The organism is Pontiella desulfatans, from assembly GCF_900890425.1.
In the GTDB taxonomy this organism is placed as follows: domain Bacteria; phylum Verrucomicrobiota; class Kiritimatiellia; order Kiritimatiellales; family Pontiellaceae; genus Pontiella; species Pontiella desulfatans.
Genome location: NZ_CAAHFG010000004.1, coordinates 995,269 through 1,021,385, shown reverse-complemented (window position 1 = coordinate 1,021,385; position 26,117 = coordinate 995,269). Strand labels below are relative to the sequence as shown.

Here is a 26,117-nt window from a genome sequence, read left to right as displayed (position 1 = left end):
ACAAAGCCCTCGCTTGAAGCGGGGGCTTTTTTTTGCCCGCATTCCGGCAACCACCCCATCACACCTCGGGCACGATGCCCTTCGGGAGTTCGAGCTTCTTGTCGTCGGCGCCGAGGGCGAAGTCGGAAACGGCATAGTCGTCCGGTTGGCTCCAGTTGATTTCCGCGCGACGGTCGCCGAGCACAATGTTGCCGAGCTTTTGGCGGAACCAATCGGCGAGCGCCACATACTTCGGGTCTTCGGCGACGTTCCAGCGTTCGTTCGGATCAATGCGCAGATCGTAGAGGCAGAGCTGCGCATCGGCACGCGGGCACTCCAGCGCCCACCGGATGTTTTCACCGGGTTTTTCGCCCCACTTGTCGCCGGGCTTGCCATCCTTGTTCCGCGTCTTCATGGAGAAGGAAAACTCCTTCGAGCGCAGGTAGGCGCGCGGGCCGACGACGTGGTTCATCTCGCCGAGAATATATTCGCGTTGGTTTTGCTTCACCGATTTGCGGAGGCTTTCGCCGTCGAGATATTCGAAATCCCGCGATCCGAGATCCACCCCCGCCGCTTCGTAGAAGGTTGGCGCCAGATCGACAAACTCGACCAGGTTGGCAGTGTGCGCCCCTTTCGGGAACAAGCCTTCGATCGACGATGCGGCCACCACCGCATTCAGCGTCGATTGCCTCCACGGCCCAAACTTGGCCTCGATCCCCTGCTCGCCCAAATGCCAGCCATGGTCGCCGCAGACATAGACGATGATCCAGTCGCGCCCGGACTTTTTGCCATACTCGAGGAAGGCTTCGACGGAACGGCCGATCTGCGCATCGCCGTGGGCGCAGAAGGCATAGTAGTCGCGAATGGCCTGCAGCTTCTCCTCTTCCTTCAAGTTGGAAAAGTTCATCTTCTTGTGCAGCTTCTGCAGCTGCGGCGGCATCCGCCCGACCTCCTCCGGATCGAACTCCGGAATGGTGTAGGGAATCTCGCGTTCCTTGGCCTTGAAGAGATCGCGGAACTCCTTCGATGGCAGCACCGGCGAATGCGGGAAGTGGAAACCCAGATGCAGGAATTGCGGGCGGTCGACCGGCGCGCTTTCAAGATAGTCCACCATGGCCGTGGCAATTTCGCCATCGAGCGTCTTGTCGGTTGGCTGGGGACTTTCGCCCCCGATAATCATGCCGCTCTGTTCGCGCGTGTAGGCGCGGAGAATATCGCGCTCGTCATCAATCGCCTTTCGGTTTGCTTCATCCTCGGGAAGGGGGGGCTGGTTTTTTCCGCGCGACGTGCAGTATTCCTTGGTGGTCCCGTCCGGATAATAGAAGCGTTCGATGCGCATCGTCCCCTCCTTGCTCCACTTGGTTTCGGGGAAGAAATCGGTGCGGCCGCTTTTCTGCAGGTCGTTTTTCTTATCGACCGCCACATCATATTGGTCGACCGTGTTCCAGGTCAGGCCGGGCCCCCAGTCGAAGATGTAGTAGCCATGCTTCCCGAACTGGGCGGTGGCATAGCCGGCGGAACGCATCACCTGCGGGATGGTCTTGTGGCACGGGGCGGCGGCCTGGTGGTTTTGTTCGAAGCCATAGACGCCGTTGCGGAAGGGATATTGCCCGGTGTGCATCGAGGCGCGCGACGGAGCGCAGGCCGGCGCGTTGCAATAGGCCTGAGAGAAGAGCGTGCCTTGCCGGGCCAACCGGTCCACGTTCGGCGACATCACAAAACCCAGCGGGCTCAGCTTGGTTCCACGGACGGCTTCGTTGTAGCACGCCAGCGAATCGGGCCGCTGGTCGTCCGTGACGATCCACAGAATATTGGGTTGCTTCCCGGCGCCCGCCAGGCTGGCGATTATACCGGCCACGGCCACGGCCCGCATCAAATGTCCATTGTTCATTCCAAATCCACTTTCACGCGATAGAACCGATTGGAGGTTCCGTTCGCATCCACAAATTCAACCCGGCTTCCCGTACCCGGAATCCCGTTGGTCAGCTCGGTCCAACCCGCCAACAGATCCTCTGTCGACTCCACGGAGTAGACCCGATTGCTGGACGATTCGAAATACATCTTTAGGCTAGAGCCCGTGGCGGCAAGACCGCCGACCGCGAAGTAGCTTCCCGGGGCATGGGGATCGGTTCCGGCAACGAACTCCTGGCCGGCGGTGTGTCCATCGCCGTCATGATCCACCCCGGAGTCGTTGCCGGTCAGGAGCATGCCGTTGGCGAGCTCCCACCAATCCGGAAGCAGGTCGGAATCGCTGTCGGATCCTTGCGCCAAAACATCGTTCGGATCGGCCACGCGGTTGCCGGCGGCCTGCGCCAAGGCATTGATGGCGGCTTCGGTGTTTTTGTCTCCACCATAGTTTACGTGCCCACCGGGATTGCTGAAGAACAGATTGTCCTGCAGGGAAAAGTTTGCGTGGTTGACCCAGAATCCTTCGCCGCCGCTTTCCATCAGAATGCTGTTTGCAATGGTGGTGGAAGGCGAACCCCATTGATCGGACTCAACAGCGTCATCGCTGTTTTCGGCAAAGGTGCAATCCACCACCTGAACCGTTCCACAATTGTGGCGGATCACGCCCCGGTTCGCCTTGTTGGTATTGAAAGCAACGAGGCAGTTGGTCATGCGGACGGTTGTGTTATCAGCATCCCATTGCATGGTAAGGAAACCACCATCGCCGGAGGTTTCGTTGTGGATGATCTGCGAATCAACGATCTCCACCACCGCTCCGTCGCGCGCACCGAACGCCGCACCTCCGGCATGATCGCCGAAAGACCGGTTGCCGGAAAACTCGCAGTTTTCAAACCGCACATGGGCAAGGCCCTGGCCATCGACCCCATCCACGTAGGCACCGCTGCCGCCGCCGTTGGCCGGGTTGTGCCCCACCATGCGACAGTTGGCGACCACAACGTTGGAACAGACGCCCAGGATATCGATGCCATGTTCGTAGCTCGCCGTTGTGCCCACAACCGTGAATCCGTCCAGCCGGAATCCGATGGTGCCTTTGATGCTGACCGTTGAATAGCCATCCTGCGGCGATTCAATGAGGGCGGGGTTTGCTGCCGGGTTGCGCTCTTCGAGCAAGGTGTCGCCGGGAACAAAGCCGCCGTAAACCTTCAAGTTGTGCATGCCGTAGAATGTCAGGTATTCGGGATAGCGTCCCCCGGCAACCCAGATTGAATCGCCGTCGTAGGCTTCGTCGATGGCGGCAGGAATCGACTGCTTGGCCGCGCCCCAGCTTAGGCCGCTATTGGCATCGTCGCCATTCGCCGCATCCACATACCACGTGGTGTCGGTTTCGGGTTTGATCCATGCGCGGACATAGTCGATGTCGTACGAGTTGCCAAGCTTATGGAGATTGGTGTTGATCTCCTCCACCTTGCTCAACCAGTCGTTGAATTCATTCCCAACCATGAGCCGTTGCCCCACGGTAAAGCTTCCGGTGTCGCGGGTCCGGTAGAGCGCGCCGTCGATGTAGACCTTGCATTCATCCTTGTCCCACTCGAAGCCGTAGACGTGGAAGTCGTCCACCATATCGAACGGCAAGGTGTAATGCTCGGGATCGGCAATGGAAGAGCCTCCGTTATCGTCAACGCCTTCCGGCGTCGGCGTTTTCCAGATGTGGAAATTGCAGCTGTAATAGTCCTCATAGCCCGCGCGCCCGGACGGGCATTCGAGCATGTCGATCTCGCGGGTGAACGAGCTGCTGCCGCCGGTGAGCCACCAGGTGGTCATGATCGGGAAATCGAGGGCGCGGCAACGGATCTCGAAATAGCCGTAGCGGCGGGAGGTCGTGCTCTGGAAATATCCGGCATCGTATAGATAGACCTCCCCGTTGCCGTTTGTATAGGGCACATCGCGCAAGTCCGTGGTCAGGATGGCGCTGCCGCCGGAAAGCGCAACATTGTCGAATTCATGATACACGGGATCGCGGCCGATCCAACCAACCGGCTCCCACTTCCGCGGGTCGAGCGCCGGGCCATCGAACTCGTCGGTCATCGGTTCATAGGGAATCCATCCGCCGGCGTTACCGGGATCCGTGAACGGATAGGCGCTTCCCGACAGCGTCACCTCGAAATTATCCATGTGCACCTCGGAGATCCTTCCGAAGGTTTCAATATCGAGCCCGGTGCCGTTCCAGCCCGTGGAATACCCCGCAAAAAGCTCCGTTCCGGTGGCCAGGCCAAGATCGACTTCGCTGGAAACATAATGGACGGATGCACCGTCCGTCAGGGTGGCCTGCCCATGGAGCGATCCGCCGGCATCGCGGATCGTCCACTCGATCGAGAACCAGTTGCTGGTATCCGCATGGGCCGTGTTGATCCCCAGCGAGCCGTGCGGAACCCAGCCCTCGATCCAAGGGGCATCCGGAAGCCGGCTACCGAGGGCGCCGCCGCGCTGGGCCACATAGAATCCGTTATCCGTTCCAACATTCCAATCCGGCGAGGTTGAAACCAGCAGGCCGAACACATTCTTGTTCAGGTGGTTCGTCGTGTCGCCGCCGCCGGCATAGACATACCTGAAGTCGGAGCTGACAACCGCATGTTGCCCCGTGCCCACCGCGAAGCCCGTTTGCTGCGGGGCATGGTAGTTGGATTTCGCCTGGCCGCTGAGCACGGCATACTCGCCGTTATGGCCGGTCAGTAGATCCTGTTGCCCCGAACCGGCATCGACCTTGGGATCCCAGGAACCCGATAGCGTTACGCCATCGGCATACGAGGAAAAGTTGTCCGAAACAACCACCGCCGCCTGCGCCTGCAAACCAAAGAGACTCAACACCGCAACCTGCAACCAAACTGGTTTCTTCATATTTTCGATGCTCTCTTCAAATCGTTTTCACCTCAGAGCGCACTGAGGTAACACGCTAATGATCAAGCTGCACTTTAATGCGGTAGAAGCGGTTGGTTGTTCCATCCGCGTCGATGATTTCAATCGGGCCGCCCGTTCCCGGAATGCCGTTGGTGAAGTCGATCCAAACCGATTGCAGATCTTCGGTGGCTTCCACGGCATAGAGGCGGTTCGACTTCGAATCGAACGAAACCTTGAATCCGGCACCGGTCTCCGGCAACCCGATGGTGGAGATGAAATCCTGGTCGTCGTGCGGATCGGTTCCGCAAACATATTCCGCGCTGTTGTCGAATCCATCGCCATCGGAATCGAGCGCGCCGTCGGCAAAGTCGGAGGGATCGAAACCGTATTCGATTTCCCATGCATCGGACATGCCGTCGAGATCGCGATCGGCATTGAACACCGCATCGGACGCCTGCTCGGACGTCAGACGGACGGAGGTAATCTTCATCAAGGGCTCCCCGTCGGCGGGCACGACCGTTACGCTGTTCGAGCCCTCTTGCAAAACGCCTTCGGGAATACGGAGCGAAACCTTGGCCCAGTGGCGCGGCGCGCCGGCGGTGTAGGAAAGGTCGGGTAGGTTGCCCAACGCGGTTCCATTAACGGAAACCTGCTGGAGGCCGTTGCTGAAGCCCTCGAACGCATAGAGGCCGAGGTTGAGCCAGCCGGCGCTATGGGTGGTGCCCGGCGGCAGGTCGATCGCGTAGGCCTCGCCCACGCCGGCCTGCATCGGCACCAGCGTGCGGTCGCCATAGTGGTTCGATTCATCCCACACCGGCAGGAGCGGCATGCCGGAGAGCTCCAGCTTGAACATGGCCGTTTCATCGGCGCCCAGCAGCACGTTTCCAAGGTCGGCGACCGGGGTAAATGGATCGCGCGCGACATCGTTGTTGGCATGGTAGAGCCGCTGCATTTGCGCGGAGACCATTGAAGCCCCGGCGGGCAACGCGGCCCGCAGGTCGATTGCATAGGCGTCTTTATAGTTGTTCTGCAACACGACAAACAGGTTGGTGCCGCCATCGAGAAACGCATGCTGCACCAGGTGGGGCGAGTCGGCGTTTGAGAACAGATAGTCGCCGTCGAGGTCGCGCCAGAAGCGCAGGTATTCAAAATAGCTGGTTTTATAGATGTTCGTCCCATTGTCGTCCGACGCGAAGAATACGCGTTTTTGATCCCAGCTGTAGGGCGCCCACGACATCAGGAAGGCGCTCATCTTATCGACGACGTCGGGGCGGTCGAGCAACGAAAGCAAGATGCCGTTGCAGCTGCGGATCTGGTAGAAGGCGTTGGTGTCGCCGGCAATGTTGTTGAGCAGGCCGTATTCGGAAAAGACAAACGGCTTGGTGTCGCCCCAGGTGTTGACCTGTTCGTTTTCCCACAGGTCGAGGAACGATGGCAGGCGACCGAGATGCCAGATTTCGAAGCGTTCGAGATAGTCGTCGTAGGCGGTTCCGCCATTCATCTGCTCATAGGTATGGATGCCATACGCATCCATCTTGTCTTCGGTGAGATAGATGAATTTTTTATTGCCGTTTTCCCACGAGGAAAAATCGCCGCTGCTGCCGTCGCGGAACGGATAGGCATCGGTCGGCCCGGACACTTTGACCGTGTTTGAAAACGATGAAGCGTGCATGGCGTCGGCCACCCCGACGTGGAATTCGGCCAGTTTGTCCCACGCATCGGAATCCCAGAACCAACCAAAGTTGTTCTGGATGGAACTCTCGTTCATCACCTCGTACCAGTGCGGCATCAGACCACCGGCATCCTGGATGCGCCAGTGGGCGGTCACCACCGCCTCGCCGTGGGCGGCGTGGTTCGAGACGGTGTTGATGCCATGCGTATCGGCCGGATCCCAGCACATGAAATCGGGATAGCGCCCGTGGCCAGAACCTGAAAAAATGGTTTTATGGTTTGGATCCAACGCCTTGGCCGTAACGTAGCGGCTCACCGGGCCAATGTTGTTAGTCAGTTCGATCGGATTGATGTAGCCGGGCCGGTTCGGGTCTTCGGTATAATCGACATAGCCGCCGGGTTCCCAATACGAATCATAACTCACGGTACCGCGCGAGGGTAGCATGCGGCCCTCTTCAAGAATCCACTCGTCGATGGTTTTTCCATCCAGCTCACGCGTTCCGTACCCGGCTTCGTGGTAGACGCCGAACCAGGTTTCGCGGTCGAGCGAATTTATGCCGCCGATGGAGCGCGTACGGGTGGCATCCACATTCACCACCACCGTTTGCGGCAGAGTCGGGGCATCGAGGGTCGAGACCGTCCAGTGGTCGATCTCCATTCGCACGCTGCCGCTGTGGATGCCGCGGAAGCTGGGATTCATGGCCCCGCCCCACGAACCGTCGGCAGTCGATTGCGCCCAGGATGCGGAGGTGGTTCCCAAGTCGATCCCCGCCGTCAGGTTGGTGGCCGCAACCGTTCCGATGAATTCGTTCGAGACCGCGGAGCGCGTGATGGTCTGCGTAAACTTGATCCAGTCGTTGGAATAGGCGGCGGGAACGGCGACCTGTTGACCGGCATCCGAACTGCCGACCCAAAAACTGCCATCGCCGTTGGAATGGATCTTCGAGCCGATGGAAGGTGTTGCCAATCCGGAGTGAACCGTCTCCTCGGCAAAGCCGACGTAATAGACATCGGTATTCGGCCAACCGTTGGTTGTCGAAAGGCGGAAGGTGGTTTCGATCACCACTGCCGCCCCGACCTCCAAGGTAAAACCGGCATAGTTGCGCGCGCGCGACCAGCCGCCCGGCAAGGTGGCATGGCCGATTCCTGCAACATCGCCGGCGACCCACGGATTCTGTGCGTTGAATCCCTGGATGCCGTCGATGGGAGCATCGTCCACAAACCCTTCCGCAGAAGAAAACGCAATGTCCAGCACCTGCGCGGAAAACACGGGTGCTGCAACGAGGATTAGGATGGGAAGCACGCTTTTCTTTTTCATTCTATTCATTCCCTCGTTGGACATCGATTTTCTCCAGATGTTGAAAAACCCCGCACGGAGGCGGGGCTTTCCAGTTGCTTAGTTCACAAGGAGCCGCGCTTTATTCAACCAGCAGCTTGATGAACTTTTTCGTGGCGGATGTGCCCAGGGTATCATCGGTGTACGGAACCACAACCCCATCCGTAAGGATCACGGTTTCGGTATGGTTCGTGGTCCATGTGCCATGAATCAGATTATCCGTGGTTACCACATGCGCAACAACGGAGTTGTCGCCAACCAGATAGAAGGTGTAGTCACCGGTTGCCGGATCGAGCACCGGCTGCATTCCCCAAACGGGCTCGCCGCCATCCGGGTGGCCACCGAAGACATATTCGCCCCAATCGTTCAGGCCATCGCCGTCCTTGTCGTCGGTCTTGACACCGCTCAGTTCATACTCCCAGGCAAACAGGTCGTAACCGCCAGCCGGCGCTTCCTCCGAAGTCCAGGTGAACATCATGTCCAGGTGGCGTACAACAATCTCCCCATAGAACTCATCCGAGGGGTCGGGAATGACAGGATTATCGACGAGCAGCGTTTGGTTAGTGAAGGCATTTTCAGCAACCTTCATGGTCGTGTTTCCGCTACCGCCCTGATTCGTTACCACCGAGCTGATGGTGATCCCATTGATATCGATGCTCACATCCCAGCTCTTCGGATCAGAGTAGTCGGAAACCAAGACTGCTGCCGAAGTGAAGCCGTCGAACTTAACGGAACCCGCAGTATTCGAACCAACAGAAACATCCGCTACCGTAAAGGTGAGACCCTCACCATTCGTATTAATGTTCCAACCATCCCCGAATCCGGCATTTTGCCAGACGGCAGAGGCTTCAGCGGCCGGAACTGCCCGAAGGGTGAAGTCGATCCAGTCGTCGGTTCCTCCCTCGCCGTCCAGGTTGAGATTGCTCCAGCGGATCGGGATCTCAATCGGGTTGGCGTATTGTGCTCCCTGCATGACCGGGGCATCCGGCTGCAACTCAATGACACCCTCATAGGAACCGCCATAAACAAACTGGTTCGTATCCGGACGCGTATACAGGTCGTTAATGGTCAGCGTCTTCGGCGGTTCGGGAGGCTCGTATCCACTCCAGGTGAAATCGAGGTCGAACTCACGCACCCAGAGGCTTCCGGTATACTCATTGGAATACAACACGATATTGTCGACGACCATGGTTTCGTTGGTGAAAACATCGTGCCCGGTATGCCATGTCTTTACACTGTTATTGGTTTCCTGCCCACCAACCGTTAGGCCGTTGATGTCCGCATAGAACTCATAGGTCTTATCTCCCCAGTCTGCGCCCATCGTCGCACCGCCGGTGAAGCCATCAAAGGTGACGGATCCGCGGGTTCCATCGCTGAGGGTAATATCCGTAACCGTAAAGGTCACCGCTTCGTTGGTGGCATTGAATGTGTAGCCATCACCAAATCCATTTCCAAGTAGCCCGGCTTTCTCAACCGCTCCGACCGCCCGGAGGGTAAAGTCGACATAGTCGTTGGTTCCATCGCCATCGAGGTCGAATCCGTCCCAGCGCAAAGGAATATCCAGCGGCTCGCCGATGGCCGGTGCATAGTACGTTGCACTCAACGTAAAGTCCGGGTGGTTGGTGATGGCGCCTTTAGTGGTCGTGCCGCCAAAGACCATCTTGGCCGCGCCCCCGCGCAGCTGCAGGTTGTCAACCGAGAACGGCGCCGGCGTTCCAAACTCCGGCTTGCTGCCGACGTAGAAGTTGTCGTAGTGGACTGCGGTAAACTTGCTGAATGAAGCAATGTTGGTGTTCCCTACGTTGTTGTATCCAGGTGAATAACCAGCATAGATCGTTGTTCCGTCAGCCACTCCGGAATCCGAGATCACCCCGGTGGAAACCGGGGATTCCAGATAGGTATCATCCACATCGTAAACCAAGGCCTGAACCCAGATCGTGGAATTCGAAGAAACCAGGCGGCTGACTACCTTGAACCAGTTGCTGGTTTCGTTATTGGCTGTGTTGACACCTAAGCTCGAGTGAGTGTTCCATCCATCAACACCACTACCATCGATCCGATTGTGACCCACCGCAGCGCCCCGGTTGCACATCGGAGAACTTTTATCGGGACCACTGTACCAAAGATCCGTTTGCGAAAAATAAAGGCCGAACGCGCCCTTGTTCAAATTGGCCGTTATATTACCCCCGCCTTCATACACATAGCGGGCGTCCGTAATAATGTAGACGTCATTGGTTCCGACCGTGAATCCCGTCTTGCTGGGGCAATGGTAGTTTCTCTGCGCAATGGTCGTATCAAACTCCAAGATGCCATCATACGCCATCAGCAGGTTTTGCTGATCAGTACCAGCGGCCCACTTGGGATTCCAGTTGGCCCCATTAATGGAACCACTATACGAACTGAAGTCATCTTCAAAAATGACTTGAGCGCCGACAGTCCCTGCAACCAAGGCAAGTGACAGTAATATAGCTGCTTTTTTCATCTCATGTTCTCCTCAATTGAGCCGCCCTTGCTGGACATTGAAATGCGCCCTGGCCTACCGGGACAGGACACGGCCTATTTGCGAACGTAAACAACGTAGTAATGTTTACCTTAACATGCAAACGTTTTTTCATGTTTTTTTTGTCCAATACCATCGGGTCAACCGTTTTGCTTAAACAATAGAGCGTTTCTTTGCTGTTTCAGGAAACGCGCCCTCCACCTATCCAAAAGGTGTAATTACACGCAAATGAGCGCCAATTCCATGTCATCACTAACATTCAGGGCCCTTTTCGCCCACAATCAACTCTTTTGACCCAAACAGGTATTCGGATGTTCATTTATGGAAATCCAGCGCCTGAACATTAAACGTCTTGCGAAAACCTCATCCGGCCCGAATCAGGGCTGGGTGATCCTGAAGCGCATGAAGAGACGGTCCTTGCCCAGGCCATCGAGCTTCAGCAACCGCTCGTTGTACTCCTCGTCGGCGGCTGGATAGTTGGAATCGAACAGCCACACGCTCGACCAATCGCCAAAGCTCAGGTTGTCCCGCCATTCGGCCACATAGGAAATGCCGGCCTTTGAATCGAGCAGCAACGGATGGGTATAGCTGACGCTATGGTCGGCGCCATAGGTCATTTGCGGCAAGGTTCCGAGGTTGGCGGCATTGGTCGGGTCGCCATTGAGTCCATACTCATAGAGGTTGCTGAGGCCGTCGCCATCCTGGTCGTCGTCGGCCCCGCCCAGCAGGCCATAGCCCTCGGCCCAGGCCTCGAACCCTACGAGGATGATGTCCGGCCCCGACGACACCTGCACCACCAGATTATCGATTTCCCATCCGCCACCGCTCGGCAGCTCGGGGTTCTGAATGGAAAAGAAAAACTCCTCCACGTTCCAGGTATCCACCCGGGAGATCAACTGGGTGGTGGTCAGCATGGCGGCCGAGTGCATGTTCGAGATGAGCGTTACGCATTCCCACAGCCCAACCGTTGGTCTTTTGGTGTATTCATAGGCCATCCGCAATGGATCGGAGACAAAGTCGGCGCCCGTTCCCGGCGCCAAACCGAGATCTTCGGCCAGATAGTATTCCGGGCTCCCCCCGTTCAAGTTGACGACCACGCGCCCATTCGGGAAACTCCCTTCATCCGTCCAGGCATTGAATTCAACCCGGCGCGCAAGCCCGCTGGAATTCAGGGCATGGTCATAACTCAGAATCGGATTCACATAGTTGGTGAAATAGGCACCGCCTTCCGGTGAAAACATATAGTCGCCCAACTGGTACGTATTGAACGTGGAGCCGAGATCGATGGTGACATCGTACGCAATGCGGATCGTTTCGCCGGGAGCGGCCACCACCGGACTGCCGCCCGCCACAATGCCCCGGTAGCCAAACTTGGTTTTCATGACCCCGTTCGTGACCTCGTAGGCCGACGGGTTGTTGAGCGCCTTGCTCCATGGAGCGGGATTCCGCCAATCGGCGACCAGGGGATAGGTCACGTAGCTGCCGCTCTCGAAATCGTCGGAAAAGATGGTTCGTGTATTCGGTATGGTGACCACCTCGACCTTGAAGTTATCCATATCGACTTCGCTGAACTTGCTGATTTGGGCAATGTTCGTGTTGATATCGTTCCAGCCCGGCGAAAAACCTGCATAGAGGGTTGCCCCGTTCGTGATGCCCAGATCCACCGTCGTGGCCGTATAGATGCCGTCGCCATTGGCCTTGAACAGCTTGGCCGTCGCCTCATAGTTGATCTCTCCCTGAACAACCGTCCATTCAATGCGGAACCAATCGCTGAAGCCCCCGGCCGTGGTATCGACGCCAAACGTGGTCAAGTGCGATTGCCATCCCTCCTGCCAAGGATCAACCGGAACCTTGTTGCCCATGTGCGAACCGCGGTTGCACATCTGGAACGACTTGTTCACGCCGTCCCACCAGGTTGGCGTTGTGCTGATCAGCAACCCGAACGCCCCTTGGTTGGCCTTGTTCGGCGGCTCGGTAATGTTGCCGCCCGGTTCGTGGAAATAGCGGAAGTCCGAACCGATCACCGCATACTTGTTGCTCGCCACACTAAACCCATGCTTGCTCGGGCAAAAATAGTTGCGCTTGGCAATCGACGTGTCGAACTTCACATACCCGTTCGTGGCCGTCATCAAGTCCTGCTGCGTGAGGTCGTTGTTGCCATCCCATTTCGGATTCCAGTTCACGCCGTTAATCGTTTGCCCTTCCGCATAGGAAGAAAAGTCATCCTCGAAAACCACCGCCGCATGTCCCATCGATGCGCCGAATGCCAGTGCCAATGCCAATGCTGATTTTTTCATGTTCCTTCTCCACGATGCCTCGCGCAAAGACCTCTCACCATGAATGCCTCTCTCGCATCTCGACCACCACGGTCGATGCCAGGCCTTTGTTGCGAACGTAAACATTATAGGGGCGCCGGTCTTCCTGCACAAATGGATTATATTTCACAAAACCCCTGTTTTGCACATTTTACAGATTCCATTGCCCCGCAGTTTTCCTCAACATCCCCCCTTGCGCACTTGACCTGCGCCCCGGCAGATGGCATATATGTAACCTTTATTAACTAATTCGCCGGTGGACGCTGTTGATAGAGCGCAACCAGGCAGACAAGGGGACACGATGAGCGAAGAACAGAAAAGCAGCGGACTTCCAATGGCCAGCAAGTGGGATCCCGAAAAGATCCGCGCGGAAGAGGAACATCTTCTCGATCTGGAACAACAACCCTTCGGGAAAAAGATCAGGGGCTACTTCAAGATGACGGGCCCGGCCTGGATGCAGAGCGCCATGACGCTCGGCGCGGGCTCCGCCGCCGCCTCGGTGGTGGCGGGCGCATTCTTCGGCTACCAACTGCTGTGGGTGCAGCCGATCGCGATGTTCCTCGGCGTCTTCATGATGGCCGCCCTCTCCAACATCACCCTCACCAAGGGCGAGCGCGGCTACCAGGTGGTCAAACGCGAGCTGCATCCCTCCATCGCCTTTTTCTGGGCGCTGGCCACCGTCGTCTCGACGGTGATCTGGCACTTTGGGCAATACGCCCTGCTCGGCGGCGCCTTCTGGGATATGGCCAATGTGGCCGGCATTGAAAACAGCGGCGACTCGCAAACCGTTGAAACTGTCGTCCGTTTTGCCGGTGGCTTCCTGATCCTCGGTATCAACATTGCGCTGACCTGGAACTATGGCGGCAAGTCGAAGGGCATCAAGTTCTACGAGTCCTTCCTGAGCTGGACGATCCGCGGCGTGATGGCCGCCTTCCTGATCGTGGTGGTGGTGCAGGCCGTGAAACTGCAGGTCGACTGGGGTGCCGTCCTCAAGGGCTTCTTTAAAATCAGCCTGCCGGAAGGCAAAGGCTCGCTCACCACCGTCCTCGGTGCCATCGGCGCGGCGGTCGGCATCAACATGACCTTCCTCTACCCCTACTCCATCCTCGCCAAGGGCTGGGGCAAGCACCACAAGGGGCTGGCGCGCTTCGACCTCGTCATGTCGCTCTTCGTGCCCTACGTCATCCTGACCTCGCTCATTATCATCGGCATGGCGGCCACCGTGCACGGCAATCTGGGCGAAGGCGTAACCACCGCCAACTTCAAGCCGATCGACGCCGCGCAGAGCCTGGCCGTGGTGCTCGGCGGCCCTATCGGCCGCATCGTCTTCGACCTCGGCTTCATCGGCATGGCCTGCGGCGCCATCAGTGCGCACATGGTCTGCTGCGGCTTCACGGTCTGCGAAATGTTCGGGCTCGAATACACCCCCAAGCGCTACCGCATGTTCACCCTGGTTCCGGCCATCGGCATCCTGGGCGTCATGATCAAGAGCCCGATCTGGCTGCCGGTCATCGCCTCGGCCCTCGCCTTCACGATGCTGCCGATCGCCTACGTTAGCTTCTTCATCCTCAACAACAAGCGCTCCTACCTCGGCGACGCCGTCGGCAAGGGCTGGAAGCGCATCGCGGTCAACGCGGTGCTGCTGGTGGCGGTGGTGCTCTCGCTCGTCGGCGCGGGCATCAAAATCAAGGGCGGCGTCATCGACAAGATCAGGAACATGACGAAAACCGAAAAGGCGAAATAATAAGCCGGAGTGCGGCACGTCCTGTGCCGCTTTCCAGGCCACTGCAGGACGCGGCTCTTTTCCTCGAAAAGGCCGCGTTTCTTTTTGCCTCCACCACCTAGACTAAAAGCCAGTTGTAGCGGAAACCGCCCTCGCCTATTGTTTTGAATAACCAAAGGGAACCCGCCATGAAACAACTACTTTCGCTCCTCGCATTGATCGCCGCACTTCACGCACCGCACGCCGCGAAACAACGCCCCAACATCGTACTGATCATGGCCGACGACATGGGGCATGCCGATACCGGCTTCACCGGCAGCACCGACATCCGGACGCCCAACCTCGACCGCCTTGCAGCAACGGGCGCGGTCTTTGAGCAGGGCTATGTGACCCACCCCTTCTGCGGGCCGTCGCGCGCCGGCATCATGTCCGGCCGCTACCAGCACCGCTTCGGTTTCGAAACCAATCCGGCCTACGACCCCACCAACATGCAGATGGGCATTGCCGAAACCGAACGGCTCGTCTCCACCCGCCTAAAAACAGCGGGCTACACCACCGGCATCATCGGCAAATGGCACCTCGGCTCCGCCGCGCCCTTCCATCCCAACCGCCGCGGCTTCGACTTTTTCTACGGCTTCCGCGAAGGAGGGCACGACTATTTTCGCATCGACACCATCGAGGCCGGCGAACAGCACTACCTCCTGCCGCTCGAGCGCAACAACATGCCTGCCGTGTTCGAGGGCTATTTAACCGACACGTTGACCGACGAAGCCGTCGGCTTCATCGAGCGCAGCAAGGAACAGCCGTTCTTCCTCTTCCTCTCCTACAACGCACCGCACGCCCCATTGCAGGCGCCGGAAGAAGCCATTGAAAAATATGCGCACATCGCCGACCCCAAACGCCGCGTCTATGCCGCCATGGTCGATGTGATGGACCAAGGCATCGGTCGCGTTGTCCAGACCTTGGAACAACAGGGCGTCCGCGAAAACACCCTCGTCTTTTTCCTCTCCGACAACGGCGGACCGCTCGCCGCACCGGACAAGCCGCACGGCGGCAACGGCTCCAGCAACGGCCCGTGGCGCGGCGGCAAAGGCGATTTCTACGAAGGCGGCCTGCGCGTCCCGATGCTCGCCAACTGGCCGGCAGCCATCCAACCCGGCACCAGCTATCCCGAACCCGTCATCTCGCTCGATATTTCCCGCACCATCGTCGAACTCGGCGGAGGCGAAACCGCCGCGCCGGAGATGGAAGGCGTCAACCTCATGCCGTTCCTCAAGCAGGAAAAAACCGGGCAGCCGCACAAGGCGCTCTTTTGGCGCGGCTACAACCACACCCTCTGGTCGGTGCTGCACAATGGCAAAAAATATGTAAAAAACAAATGGGACCAGCCCGCCGAACTGTTCGACCTCAACACCGATCCCGCCGAGCAAAACAACATCCTCAACCAAAGCCCGGAATCCGCCGCCACGCTCAAGGCCATGTGGGACGAATGGGACGAACCCAACATTCCCTACCAGTTCTGGGAATTCTTCCAATACAACCAAAAGCGCAAAGCCTTCCACAAAGACGCCATTCCCCCCGAAGCCAAAAAGGCGCGCGATGCCAAGTAGCGTGGATATCCGATCCGCGTTCCCCGTGCGCACAAAACTCGCATCGGATATGCGAGCTACTATCGCCCAACCGGAATCTTGATCGTGTCGCTGATTCCGCCGGTTTTGTATTCGGCGCTTTTGCGGTCGGCGAGCGGGATGGCGTCGTCCCACGAATAGGCGGTGATTTCGACGGTGCCTTTGCGATGGCCGGTCACGACTCCGAATTTGTCGATGGTTGCAATGGTGGGATCGCTTGATTGCCAGACGACGCCGCGCCGGGTGGCTTCGGCCGGGAAGACGCGGCAATCGAGCTCGACCGACTTTCCGGTACGTAGCGGAACCTCGCCTTTAACCACTTCCAATCGTTGGACGGGAACGTAGGCTTTCTGTTCGAGGATTTTCCCGAGGCCGTCGTAGGCGCGCTTCTGCTCGGCCGTCAGCTTGTTGAGCTCAAGGCCGCTATGGTGCCACTTGTTCCAAACCTTCGGCACCTTGATCTTTTTAGCACCCGCCGTTTCAAACAGGTCGGTGCGCAGGTCGAAGAAGCGACCTTCGGGATAGAGGGAGCTCGGGGCGTAGCGCTTGAACTCCTTGGTGAAGGCATATTCGAGCACGTTGTCGGGATCGGACGATTTGTTGTTTCCGTTATACCAGGTGTAGATAAACTTGCGGTGCTCACCGCCGGCCTGGCCGGTGGCCTGCGGCCAAAAGCTGATGCCATCGAGCGCATCCTTGTTGGGCGGCTCGATGCCGGCGGCGTCGCAAAGCGTCGGCAGAATGTCGGTGAGGTTGACCATGCCGCCATACGTTTGTTGCGGCGGAATTTTTCCGGGAGCTTTAAGCAGCAGCGGCACGTGCAGTCCGCCCTCTTTGTTGCTGCCTTTATCGCCAAGGAAAACGGTGCCGTCGGGCAGCGTATGCGAAAAGCATTCCTTGGTGCCGTTGTCGCCCATCACAACGACAAGCGTATTTTTCTCCAAGCCAAGCTTTTTCAACCGGTCGAGCACCTGACCGACCATCTTGTCGGTGTAGGCGAGCATGTCGGGGAAATAGCGCCGGTCGTCGCCTTTCATGAAGCCATAATCGCTGGGCTTGGAAATATCGTGGTCATCGAAGATTTCCTTCGGGCGCGTATCGGGCGTCGGCGTGTGCTCGTCGTGCATCAGCACCATGGAATAGTAGAGGAAGAAGGGCTTGTCCTTGCTGCGGTCGAGAAAATCGAGCGCATAGCGGTTGAAGATGTCGGGGCCGTAATAGCGACGGCCGGTTACGGGATCGACGCCCTTGTAGTTCATCATCTTTCCATTTTCAACAATGTCGGGATCGATCATGCGGTAGCCTTCGGTGACGACATCGAAGCAGCAGAACTCGTCCCAGCCGAACTCGGAAATGTAGTCTTTGCCATGGATCGCTTTTGTACCGCGGGTCTGTTTCCATTTTCCAACGATGCAGGTTTCGTAGCCCTCGCGCTGGAACAGATCGCCGAAGGTGATGTCGGACGCATGCTGCGATTTGCACTGGTGGTAGTTGCGGATATTGTTCATGCCGCTCATCAGCGCAATGCGCGTCGGCTCGCAGAGCGGATAGGCATAGGCGTGCGTGCACAGCATGCCCTCCTCGGCCAGGCTGTCGATGCGCGGCGTCTCGAACTCCACGTTCTTAAAGAAGCCCTCGGTCGAGCTGATCCTATTCGCACCGTAGGCGGTGATGCCGTAGTGGCTCAGGTCGTCGATCAAGATAAACACCACATTGGGCCGCTCGGCAACCGCGCCGACCGCCAACGACAAAATGAAACACAAAGAAAAAATCCTGTTCATGGTCCTACTCCGTTTAAATCAGAATGGAACAGTACAGCAACATCCCCGACCAACAACCTAGCCTTTCGGCCTAACCCCATTGATTTAGATGACCGCGAAGCCGCAACGATGCGTGGAATCGAAAACCTTATAGTCGTGGCGTCTTCGCGGTCATGTATTTATTCCACCACGGCGGCGCGGATGACGACGGTGCCGACCATTCCTTCGTCGCCGTCGGGGAACGAAACCTTGACGATGTTTTCAGCCTGCAGATCGGCCACGTTCAGATTCACCAGTTTCGTGACGCCGTATTCGCCGTCGGCCAGACGGTCGGCGCAGTCTTCAAGCGGAACGGCGAGCGGTTTGCCGTTGAGCGTGATGACCGCCTCCTTGTTCGACTCGGTCTTGCGGGTCAGGCCGACGCGCAACACGGCATAGTCGATCTGCTTTTCAACGGGCACCTTGACCGTGAACTCGGCCTTCTTCATCGGGACGATCACCTTGTCGCCATAGCACATGATTTCGTTCACTTTCGCCTGTTCCGCGATCGGTTTGCCGAGGTCGGCCACAATCATGACCGACTCGCGCCCGGGCAGCTCCAGTGTTTCGGGTGTGGCGATGGTTTCCTCGGTGTAGTAGGCGGTGAAGTCGGTATTGCGTCCGAAGCGGCGGATCTCGACCTGCTTCGCATCGATGCCATGGAGCGAAACCGCTTCCGGACGCCAGCTCTGGTTGTTGACCGCCAGATACAGCTTCGATCCATCCACGAATGCGCGCGTCTGCAAATCGGGGTCGCTGGAGATACACTTCACCCGGCGGCCATCGACGCCGCGGAAAAACTTGTAGAAGTCGAGCATGTGGGTTCCAACCCACTCCGATTCATCGGTATAGTGTTTCGGCACGTAGAGATTGGCGTAGTATTTCGTGTCCCAGCTCCAGGTGTTGGGCAGCAGGAACGGCACCGACTTCTGCACTGTGTGCGGATGGTCGATGAACGCCATGGTGTTTGCCAGGATACTGCTCACATGGCCGAAGCAGACGATGGAACGCTTCTTCATCTCATAGTCCCACGACGTGGCATCGGCGTTCGGATAGTTCGAGGCCATGATGCCCGCAGCGAGGAACTCGCCGTCATACATGCCTTTCGGCTCGTGGTGGGCATATCCCCCCTGCTCGCTGACCACCACATCCACTTCCTTGCCGAATTCATTGACGGTGTAGTTCTGCATCAGGTCGAGCGAACCTTCGAGCGCAATGCCGGATTGGATGCGCCCCTTGAACTCGCCGTCGCGCCAGCGCAGGTAGTCGTAGGAATGGAACGAATAAAAATCCATCCGGCCCTGCGTGTTTTGGATGAAGCCCTTGAAGCCATTGAAATTCTGGTAGTTGTCGCGGAAGAAATAGGAAACCGACTGGCACATGCCGCCCACCTTCACCTCGGGCGTCAGGGCATGCACCTTCTCCTGCACCGCCAGATGCCAGTCCGCCATGTGCTGGTCCACGAAATATTTCCAGTGCGGCTCGTTGAGCGGCTCGAAATATTTGGGACGGTCGAAGTCGGTATAGTTGTATTTCATCACGGCGGCGGCCAGCTCGGCGGCGGCATCGATGTTTTCCGGAATCCACTCCGGCGTGCCGTGGTATTCCGCGCCCTCCTGCATATGCTTGCCCATGTAGGCCGGGTAGGCGTTGTGGTTGCCGTGCGACGCCACATCGAGATTGGGGCCGAAATCCTTCACGAACTGCTCGCCCGGCTCCGGAAGTTTCTGGGTCTTGAGCCCCGTCACATCCGCATACCCCGGCCGCGTCGGATCTTCCTTAAGCTGCTTGGCAACCCACTGCACCGGCCCCAGGCTGCGCCCGAACGAAATGCCTAGCTCATTCACCAGATAGTCGTAAACCTCCGGCGTCATGCGCTTGTCGAAACCGGTACCGTTGTCGCTCACACAAAAATAGCGCTTGCGATCCACCTCCGAAACGCCACCAATGGCGCGCGTCGTCTCCGCCTCCACCACAATGTGCGGCTTCGACCAATCGATGGCCCGTTGCTCCTGTTCAGGCACGCAGCCCGTCAAAACCGAACCCAATACCATCAAACCTATTACATTCCCGATCTTCATACTTCTGCCTTCCTTTTAGAATGAGAACGCAAACAATCGCAGAGGAAGCCCCAAACTGTCAACTGGCCAAATGTATTATTCCCGAGCAAAGGAAACACGGCCCCATTCCGCGTGTTTTATTTTGTTTCCCCCGCGCCCGGCAGGTATGGTTTCACGGTCGAATACGACGCAACAAACTTGAAGCACAGGGAAGGCAACGGGGAATGAACCTAAACCAAGTTTTAGACGACCTGTCGGAGGGCGAAGGGCTGCACCGCGAATTCAAGGAGGCGCGCGAACACCTGCCGCGCAACCTGTTTGAAACCGTATGCGCATTCCTCAACACCGATGGCGGCACGATCTTTCTCGGGGTGGCCGACGATGGCGCAATTAAAGGCGTCGATCCCGCTGCGGCGGAAAGGATGAAAGCCGACCTCGCCAATCTCTCCAACAATCCCCAGAAGGTCGATCCGCCCTGGTTGCTTTTCCCGCAGACCTTCGAGATCGACGAAAAAACCATCATTGCCGTGCAGGTACCGCTCAGCTCGCAGCTCCACAAAACCGGGGGCAACATTATTTTGCGCAGCGAAGACGGCGACTACCGCGTGCAGGGCACGCACCAGCTCGCCGGACTGATCAACCGCAAGCTGGGCCTCTTTACCGAACAGCGCACCCTGCCCTTTGCCACGATGGACGACCTGCGCCCGGAACTGTTCGACCGTGCCCGGCGCCTGATGCGCTCCTACAACTCGAAGCACCCTTGGATCGGCCTCAGCGACGAAGAGATGCTCCGCATCGGCGGCTTCTACACACAAACCGAAGAGACAGGTCAACACCACCTGACCCTCGCCGCCATCCTGATGTTCGGCACCGACCAGGCCATTCAGCAGGCCGCCCCGGCCTACAAGTTCGACTGCCTGCTCCGTCGCGACAATGTCGACCGCTACGACGACCGCGTCCTCATCTACACCAACCTGATCGACGCCTACGACCAGATGATGGAATTCGTGGAAAAGCACCTCAACGATCCCTTTCACCTCGAAGGCGACATGCGGATCAGCCTGCGCGACAAAATCTTCCGCGAAGCCCTTTCCAACATTATCTCCCACCGCGAATACACGGGCGGCGCGCCCGCGCGGCTGATGATCTACCGCGACAAAGTCATCCTCGACAATCCCTGCACCCAGCACCACTTCGGCGAAATCACCCCGCAAAACCTGCGCCCGTTTTCAAAGAACCCGACCATCTGCAAATTCATGATCCAGCTCGGACGGTTCGACCAGCTCGGCTCCGGCGTCACCAACATCAATAAATACCTGCCCCTCTACACCAACGGCGCAAAACCTATCTTCAAGGAAACCGCCCACGGCTTCGAGCTGACCCTCCCGCTGACGGCGGAAAAAGAGGCGCCACCCCCCAAGTCGGCACAAGTGGAGGCACAAGAAGAGGCACAAGTTAGGCACAAGTTAGGCACAAGTCAGGCACAAGTGGAGGCACAAGTCGCATTGCGCATTTTGCAGGCCTGTCGGATGCAGCCGCTCTCCTCGCGCGACATTGCCACCGTGCTCGGGCACAAGACCCTCAGCGGCAACCTACGCGCCATTATTCCGCACCTAAGAGCCTTGGAACTAATGGAATACACCATCCCCGAAACACCCCGGAGCCGACAGCAAAAATACCGCCTCACCGCCAAAGGCCTAACCCTCCTCGAAAACGAATCGCCCGAAATCACCGGGGAAGTCACCGGGGAAGTCGCCGGGAAAGGCACCAAGTCTGCACCAAGTCGGCACCAAGTCGAGGCACAAGTCACCCCCCAAGTAACCGGAAAAGGCACCAAGTCGAAACCAAGTGGGGACTATGTCGGGACTAAGTCGGGACTAAGTCGGGATCAAGTCGATATCCTCGTTAAATGCAGGGAAGAAAACGCGATTGGCGCGCTCATGGAAATTTCCGGGCGCACCGACCGCACCAAGTTCAGGAACCAAGTGCTGAATCCGCTACTTACGGATGGACTCGTGGAAATGACCATCCCCGACAAACCCCGCAGCAGCAAACAAAAATACCGACTCACAGATAAGGGACGGCAACTGCTGGAGAATGGATCGTAGACGATGCTTCCAGCTTCGTTGCATCTGCACGAGAGAGCAACCACGGAAAGTACTTCGCACGGCGGATATGCCGCGCGAAGCGAGAGCACCACCTCATTTTCCGGAATGATACTTTTCACACAATCCTTATTCAGGCATTCTGCCTATCTCATAGCAAACGACACCTTTAAGGGAATAGATGGGCAGATGCTGTTTCTGCCTAATCGTTCGACGGAAATAAAAACTATGACAAAAATGGTTTCAGCAACAGCAGTGCAGGCTCTTAAGGAAGCACTATGTTTAATCTATTGGTATAAGGCGGATCTCCGTAGTTTCCTACAGAACACCATTACAGATCGAAGCGCAGTCTCCCAAGCGGATTGGGAAGGCTACAAACGACAGATAGTGTCGGACGTAGTTGACCTTCTTTGCCAAGACCAAGAAAAATATTTAGGTGACATTCGCCGCTTGTTCCACGAGGTCGCCAAAATGACCTCGTTTCGCCATCTCGAACAGCTAGAAGATGGCAAAGCAAAGGCAGAAAAAGCTCGTGTGGCGGTAGCAGAACTACAGCGTATAGTAGAGGTTCATGACGAAGCTACTGATGAAGCAAGAAAGATTAAAGAGCGCCGTGCGAAAGAAGCAGAAAGGCTCCGCCATAGCACAGCAGTTCGGGAAAAACTCGATGAAATAAAATCTCGGTATATGTCTCTCGTATCTACGTGTACTCCCCAGCAACGGGGGTTTGAACTCGAGCGAGTTATGTACGATTTATTTAACTTATTTGATCTCGACCCGAGGGCATCATTTAGAAATATCGGAGAACAGATTGATGGTGCATTCTCAATGGAAGGTACTGATTATTTATTTGAGGCCAAATGGCAACAAGATCCCTGTGCAATCAGCGACCTCGACTCCTTTGCCGGTAAAGTAAATCGTAAACTGGATAATACACTTGGCCTTTTCCTATCAATCAACGGATTTTCGGAAGATGGTGTACGCGCCCATTCCACTGGACGCCCTGTAATAATCCTCATGACCGGAGCTGATCTAATGGCTGTGGTTGAGGAACGAATTGATTTCGTTAGCCTACTTTTGAGAAAACGCAAACACGCAGCGCAGACCGGAAACATACTACTTCAAATTCACCAGATGACAGATTAGGGCGGGGATAGGGGTCACCCGTACATTGTAGCTTTTTTCTTGTTTTGGGACTAGCGTGGCGATCCCTCGCGAGCCCGCAGTTGATTTCGTCCAGCGCTTCGGCTACCGTCTTTCCCCATGAAGGGAGCAGCGAACAGCCGGGCTACGCGCAGGGGACTTCAACCCCGTCAGTTTGTGTTCATGCCAGGCGTACCCAGGGCATGGATCATACGCTGACCAACGCATTTTGATTCGGTCAACGTTTAGCGCAGCGAGGGTCACACCAAACGTCTGGCATCACATAAATATGAACGAAGCAATTTACAGCTCATTCGACAATTATTTGACTCAGCGATTAAGCAATCATGTGTTTACCACAGAAGATTCAGTTCGTTATTCATTCTTCGCTTCATTACTCAAAAACACATCGCTTCAGCCTTATGATATTGTTATGGAATTCCCTCATAACCACAGACAAAATGCCCGAGTCGATACATACATCCCAAACTACGAAGAAAAGGAAGTTGTAATTGAGTTCAAGTATGACCGAGCAAACCCGGGAGGAAAGAACGCTCCCCGTCCGCAAAAAGCAGGTAAGCATTTCAACGATATGTGTCGCTTACTTGAATTTCAAACCCGCTTACCAGCACTCCGCTTTTTCATCTATCTAACAGATGGTGAAATGACTGCATATTTGAGCAATGGAAAAAATAAATTAGATACTTATTTCGGCCTAGGAACCGGAGAGGAATTAAAGATCGGCGAGGACTTCCTGAACAATAAATGTAAGACATTTCAAAAATCAACAGGGCGCATGCCAAATGGAATTATAAAATGTGTTTGGAAGAATCGGCTTCCAGAAAATCACGAACTCCGCATCTACAAAATGCTGTCAGAATATAAATATTGCCAACCAGCCATCTGAGGTTCTCCGTTAACGCGAAAACTGACTTTCGATGAGAAAGGGGTCACCCGGGATAGGGGATAGCCCGCGGGGATAGCGGGCGTTACGTCAATTCAAATGGTAAGTGCCATTCGGGACATGAACCTTATTTCAACAGGTTCACAAACTTCCGCGGCTGGCGCTTTTTCGGTTTGTGAACCGTTAGGCGCAGCTGCTTTAGGTTGGCTTTGCTTTTGTCGGCGGCGATGCGGGCGACGATGCGCTCGGTGCCGTCGTGGTTCGAGCGGCGGGTGTGCTGCTGCATGACGCCATCGGTAGTCCATTGCTTTCCATTGGCGGAGCCTTCGATGACACACCAATAGTCGGGGCCGAGTTCTTCGAGGCGGTCAAACTGCAAGGCCAGATATTCGCCCTGCGCATCCGAAACCTCAATCAAATGGGGCAGCTGCTTCTTCGTTGGCGACTTTGGATCCTTCGGGTCGCCGCCGTGCACATATTCGTGATAGTTGTCGACCCCGTCGCCATCGGAATCTTCCTTGGGATTCAGCGGCCCATGCTTTTCCTCGAACCAGTCGGCAATGCCGTCGCCATCGGCGTCCGGCGGCGGGAGGGGCGCTTCGGAATCGGTGTTGTAGAGATTGAACTTGGCCAGCTTCGGCTCCAGCTTGGCCTTTTCCGTCAGCAACATGTTTTTGTATTCACCGTTCGGCAGATCGTCGAGCTTGGTGAAGCTGTGATAATCGCCGGGGCGCTTGTTCACGTCGTACCACGTGCCTTGGCCGTCGCGCAGCACCTTGTCGTTGCGGATCATCTGGGCATCGATGCGCATGGAATAGATCCAGTCGCGGTGGTGCTTGCTCTTGCCGGTCAGATAGGGCCAAAGGCTCTTGCCGTCGAGCTTGTCGTAGCCCTTCGGAAAATCGAAGCCCATCACCTCCGCCAATGTCGGCAGCACATCGGTAAAGTCGGACTGAATGATGCGTCGGCCCTGCACCAGGTTCTTGACACCGGGGGCATAGATGAGCAGCGGCACGTGCATGCCCTGCTGCTGGGTAATCCGTGCCTTGCCAAAATTGCCTGCATTATCCTGCGTCCCGTTGTCGGCACTGAAAATAATGACCGTGTTTTCCAGCTCGCCCATCTGCTTGAGCTTTTCGACATACTGCCACATGTGGTAGTCGAGATATTCCACATGGTAGCTCAGCCCGTCGGGCGTAATGTTTTTCCGGTCATACGAGCCGTCTGCCTTGGCGACATGCTTTGGCTCCTTGCGGACATAGTTCCCGTTCTTCCACTCCAGCACCGGAGTCCCCGGCCATACGGTCGGCGTGCCCGGCACGGCGCAATCCTTCGCCAGATGTCCAAGGTGCGGCGTGTGCAGCACGAAGAACGGATTCCCGAGAGCGATCCATGAAATCGAAGATATATGCCATTTCCAGATCGGGCGCATAGTCGTCGATCTGCGTCTTGGCGAATTTGAACGGTTCGTTCGGGTGGTCGGGATGGTTGATCAGTTGGATTTCCGGCCACCAGAAAAAGGATTCGTGGTCCCAGTCTTCGGGATCTTTCGTGCGGAAGATTGGATAGGGATTCTTGTTCGGCGTGCCGAATTGGTTCCACCCCATGTGGCGCGCGGGCTCCGCCGGATTGAACACGCACTCGTTAAACCCGAAGCTCAGCACATCCCCGCCACTGGCGATGTGGTTCTTTGAAACCCAGATGTTCGCATAGCCCGCATCGCGGCTCATGTTCCCGAGCGTGATCGGCGCACTTTCGTAGGCCGAGTAGACATTGCGGCAATCCGCACCGATATGCTTGTTGTCCCAATACTTGTTGTTGTAGGCATAGGTGCCGTTCATCAACAGCACACGGCTGGGCTTACAGATGGTCGCCGCCCAAAACGTCTCAACAAAACATCCACCGTCGACCGCCATCCGATCCATCATCGGCGTTCGGGCCCGGCGGTCGCCCGTCCACTTGGTCGATTCATAGAAGGGGAATTCGCGCGAACTGATGTCGTCGGCCACCACCAGAATCACGTTCATCGGCTTCGCAACAACCGACAGGATACAACCAAACATGAATGATGATATTAGAAGTTTCTTCATACACTTTATCCTCTAGCAATGTGCCAACGGCACGACACAATTTAGCATGGGGCAAAGCCCC

The 26,117-nt window shown here is 56.8% G+C and carries 14 protein-coding genes; 5 read left to right on the top strand and 9 right to left on the bottom strand.

The genetic code is table 11. The annotated features are described in order from the left end of the window. Positions 1–58: 58 nt before the first annotated feature. From E9954_RS29785 to E9954_RS29765, 5 genes are all read right to left on the bottom strand, one after another. Positions 59–1,870: a sulfatase-like hydrolase/transferase gene (locus E9954_RS29785; protein ID WP_222847375.1), complete on the bottom strand. Its 1,812-nt coding sequence runs from the start codon at positions 1,868–1,870 to the stop codon at positions 59–61. Further along, the gene (locus E9954_RS29780) at positions 1,867–4,782 is read right to left on the bottom strand and encodes a family 16 glycosylhydrolase (protein WP_136082933.1); all 2,916 of its coding nucleotides are present in this window, start codon (positions 4,780–4,782) and stop codon (positions 1,867–1,869) included. The genes E9954_RS29785 and E9954_RS29780 overlap by 4 nt, the downstream gene beginning before the upstream one ends. Before the next feature lie 55 nt (positions 4,783–4,837). Beyond that, positions 4,838–7,771 (bottom strand): hypothetical protein, encoded by a 2,934-nt coding sequence (locus tag E9954_RS29775; protein WP_136082932.1) that lies wholly within the window; start codon positions 7,769–7,771, stop codon positions 4,838–4,840. Between the two features lie 100 nt (positions 7,772–7,871). Next, positions 7,872–10,271, bottom strand: a complete 2,400-nt coding sequence (locus E9954_RS29770) for a hypothetical protein (protein ID WP_136082931.1) — start codon at positions 10,269–10,271, stop codon at positions 7,872–7,874. A 395-nt stretch (positions 10,272–10,666) separates the two neighbouring features. After that, on the bottom strand, positions 10,667–12,586 hold the full coding sequence (locus tag E9954_RS29765; protein WP_136082930.1) for a hypothetical protein: 1,920 nt from the start codon (positions 12,584–12,586) through the stop codon (positions 10,667–10,669). A gap of 319 nt (positions 12,587–12,905) precedes the next feature. Here E9954_RS29765 and E9954_RS29760 point away from each other — a divergent pair, with 319 nt between their 5' ends. Further along, positions 12,906–14,348, top strand: coding sequence for an NRAMP family divalent metal transporter (locus E9954_RS29760; protein WP_136082929.1), 1,443 nt, complete (start codon positions 12,906–12,908; stop codon positions 14,346–14,348). A 167-nt stretch (positions 14,349–14,515) separates the two neighbouring features. Beyond that, entirely contained in the window at positions 14,516–15,937 is a 1,422-nt protein-coding gene (locus tag E9954_RS29755) for a sulfatase-like hydrolase/transferase (RefSeq protein ID WP_136082928.1), read from the top strand. A 59-nt stretch (positions 15,938–15,996) separates the two neighbouring features. On the opposite strand, the gene E9954_RS29750 is transcribed toward E9954_RS29755, so the two are convergent. Together E9954_RS29750 and E9954_RS29745 are read right to left on the bottom strand one after the other, a co-directional pair. Next, the gene (locus E9954_RS29750) at positions 15,997–17,736 is read right to left on the bottom strand and encodes a sulfatase-like hydrolase/transferase (RefSeq protein ID WP_136082927.1); all 1,740 of its coding nucleotides are present in this window, start codon (positions 17,734–17,736) and stop codon (positions 15,997–15,999) included. A gap of 158 nt (positions 17,737–17,894) precedes the next feature. Next, positions 17,895–19,835 (bottom strand): beta-agarase, encoded by a 1,941-nt coding sequence (locus E9954_RS29745; RefSeq protein ID WP_168442688.1) that lies wholly within the window; start codon positions 19,833–19,835, stop codon positions 17,895–17,897. Positions 19,836–20,038: 203 nt separating this feature from the next. Between E9954_RS29745 and E9954_RS29740 the strand changes: the two genes are divergently transcribed. The 3 genes from E9954_RS29740 to E9954_RS29730 all read left to right on the top strand — a co-directional run bounded on the left by E9954_RS29740 (position 20,039) and on the right by E9954_RS29730 (position 23,969). Further along, positions 20,039–21,922: a Fic family protein gene (locus E9954_RS29740; RefSeq protein ID WP_136082926.1), complete on the top strand. Its 1,884-nt coding sequence runs from the start codon at positions 20,039–20,041 to the stop codon at positions 21,920–21,922. Between the two features lie 225 nt (positions 21,923–22,147). Then, positions 22,148–23,065 carry a hypothetical protein gene (locus E9954_RS29735; protein WP_136082925.1) on the top strand — a complete coding sequence of 306 codons (918 nt, stop codon included), beginning with the start codon at positions 22,148–22,150 and terminating at the stop codon, positions 23,063–23,065. Between the two features lie 286 nt (positions 23,066–23,351). Next, the gene (locus E9954_RS29730) at positions 23,352–23,969 is read left to right on the top strand and encodes a hypothetical protein (protein WP_136082924.1); all 618 of its coding nucleotides are present in this window, start codon (positions 23,352–23,354) and stop codon (positions 23,967–23,969) included. A gap of 124 nt (positions 23,970–24,093) precedes the next feature. Here E9954_RS29730 and E9954_RS33210 read toward each other — a convergent pair whose 3' ends face one another. Together E9954_RS33210 and E9954_RS33205 are read right to left on the bottom strand one after the other, a co-directional pair. Then, positions 24,094–25,287 (bottom strand): sulfatase-like hydrolase/transferase, encoded by a 1,194-nt coding sequence (locus E9954_RS33210; protein ID WP_222847374.1) that lies wholly within the window; start codon positions 25,285–25,287, stop codon positions 24,094–24,096. Continuing rightward, the gene (locus E9954_RS33205) at positions 25,178–26,056 is read right to left on the bottom strand and encodes a sulfatase-like hydrolase/transferase (protein ID WP_222847373.1); all 879 of its coding nucleotides are present in this window, start codon (positions 26,054–26,056) and stop codon (positions 25,178–25,180) included. Before E9954_RS33205 ends, E9954_RS33210 begins: the two co-directional genes overlap by 110 nt. Positions 26,057–26,117 lie beyond the last annotated feature (61 nt).

Excerpts from the sequence above, each read along its gene's own strand:
- E9954_RS29780 (WP_136082933.1), bottom strand. The coding sequence starts at position 4,782 with ATGAAGAAACCAGTTTGGTTGCAGGTTGCGGTGTTGAGTCTCTTTGGT.
- E9954_RS33205 (WP_222847373.1), bottom strand. The coding sequence starts at position 26,056 with ATGAAGAAACTTCTAATATCATCATTCATGTTTGGTTGTATCCTGTCG.
- E9954_RS29765 (WP_136082930.1), bottom strand. The coding sequence starts at position 12,586 with ATGAAAAAATCAGCATTGGCATTGGCACTGGCATTCGGCGCATCGATG.
- E9954_RS29730 (WP_136082924.1), top strand. The coding sequence starts at position 23,352 with ATGAACGAAGCAATTTACAGCTCATTCGACAATTATTTGACTCAGCGA.
- E9954_RS29750 (WP_136082927.1), bottom strand. The coding sequence starts at position 17,736 with ATGAACAGGATTTTTTCTTTGTGTTTCATTTTGTCGTTGGCGGTCGGC.
- E9954_RS29740 (WP_136082926.1), top strand. The coding sequence starts at position 20,039 with ATGAACCTAAACCAAGTTTTAGACGACCTGTCGGAGGGCGAAGGGCTG.
- E9954_RS29785 (WP_222847375.1), bottom strand. The coding sequence starts at position 1,870 with ATGAACAATGGACATTTGATGCGGGCCGTGGCCGTGGCCGGTATAATC.
- E9954_RS29760 (WP_136082929.1), top strand. The coding sequence starts at position 12,906 with ATGAGCGAAGAACAGAAAAGCAGCGGACTTCCAATGGCCAGCAAGTGG.
- E9954_RS29755 (WP_136082928.1), top strand. The coding sequence starts at position 14,516 with ATGAAACAACTACTTTCGCTCCTCGCATTGATCGCCGCACTTCACGCA.
- E9954_RS29775 (WP_136082932.1), bottom strand. The coding sequence starts at position 7,771 with ATGAAAAAGAAAAGCGTGCTTCCCATCCTAATCCTCGTTGCAGCACCC.
- E9954_RS29735 (WP_136082925.1), top strand. The coding sequence starts at position 22,148 with ATGACAAAAATGGTTTCAGCAACAGCAGTGCAGGCTCTTAAGGAAGCA.
- E9954_RS29745 (WP_168442688.1), bottom strand. The coding sequence starts at position 19,835 with ATGAAGATCGGGAATGTAATAGGTTTGATGGTATTGGGTTCGGTTTTG.
- E9954_RS29770 (WP_136082931.1), bottom strand. The coding sequence starts at position 10,271 with ATGAAAAAAGCAGCTATATTACTGTCACTTGCCTTGGTTGCAGGGACT.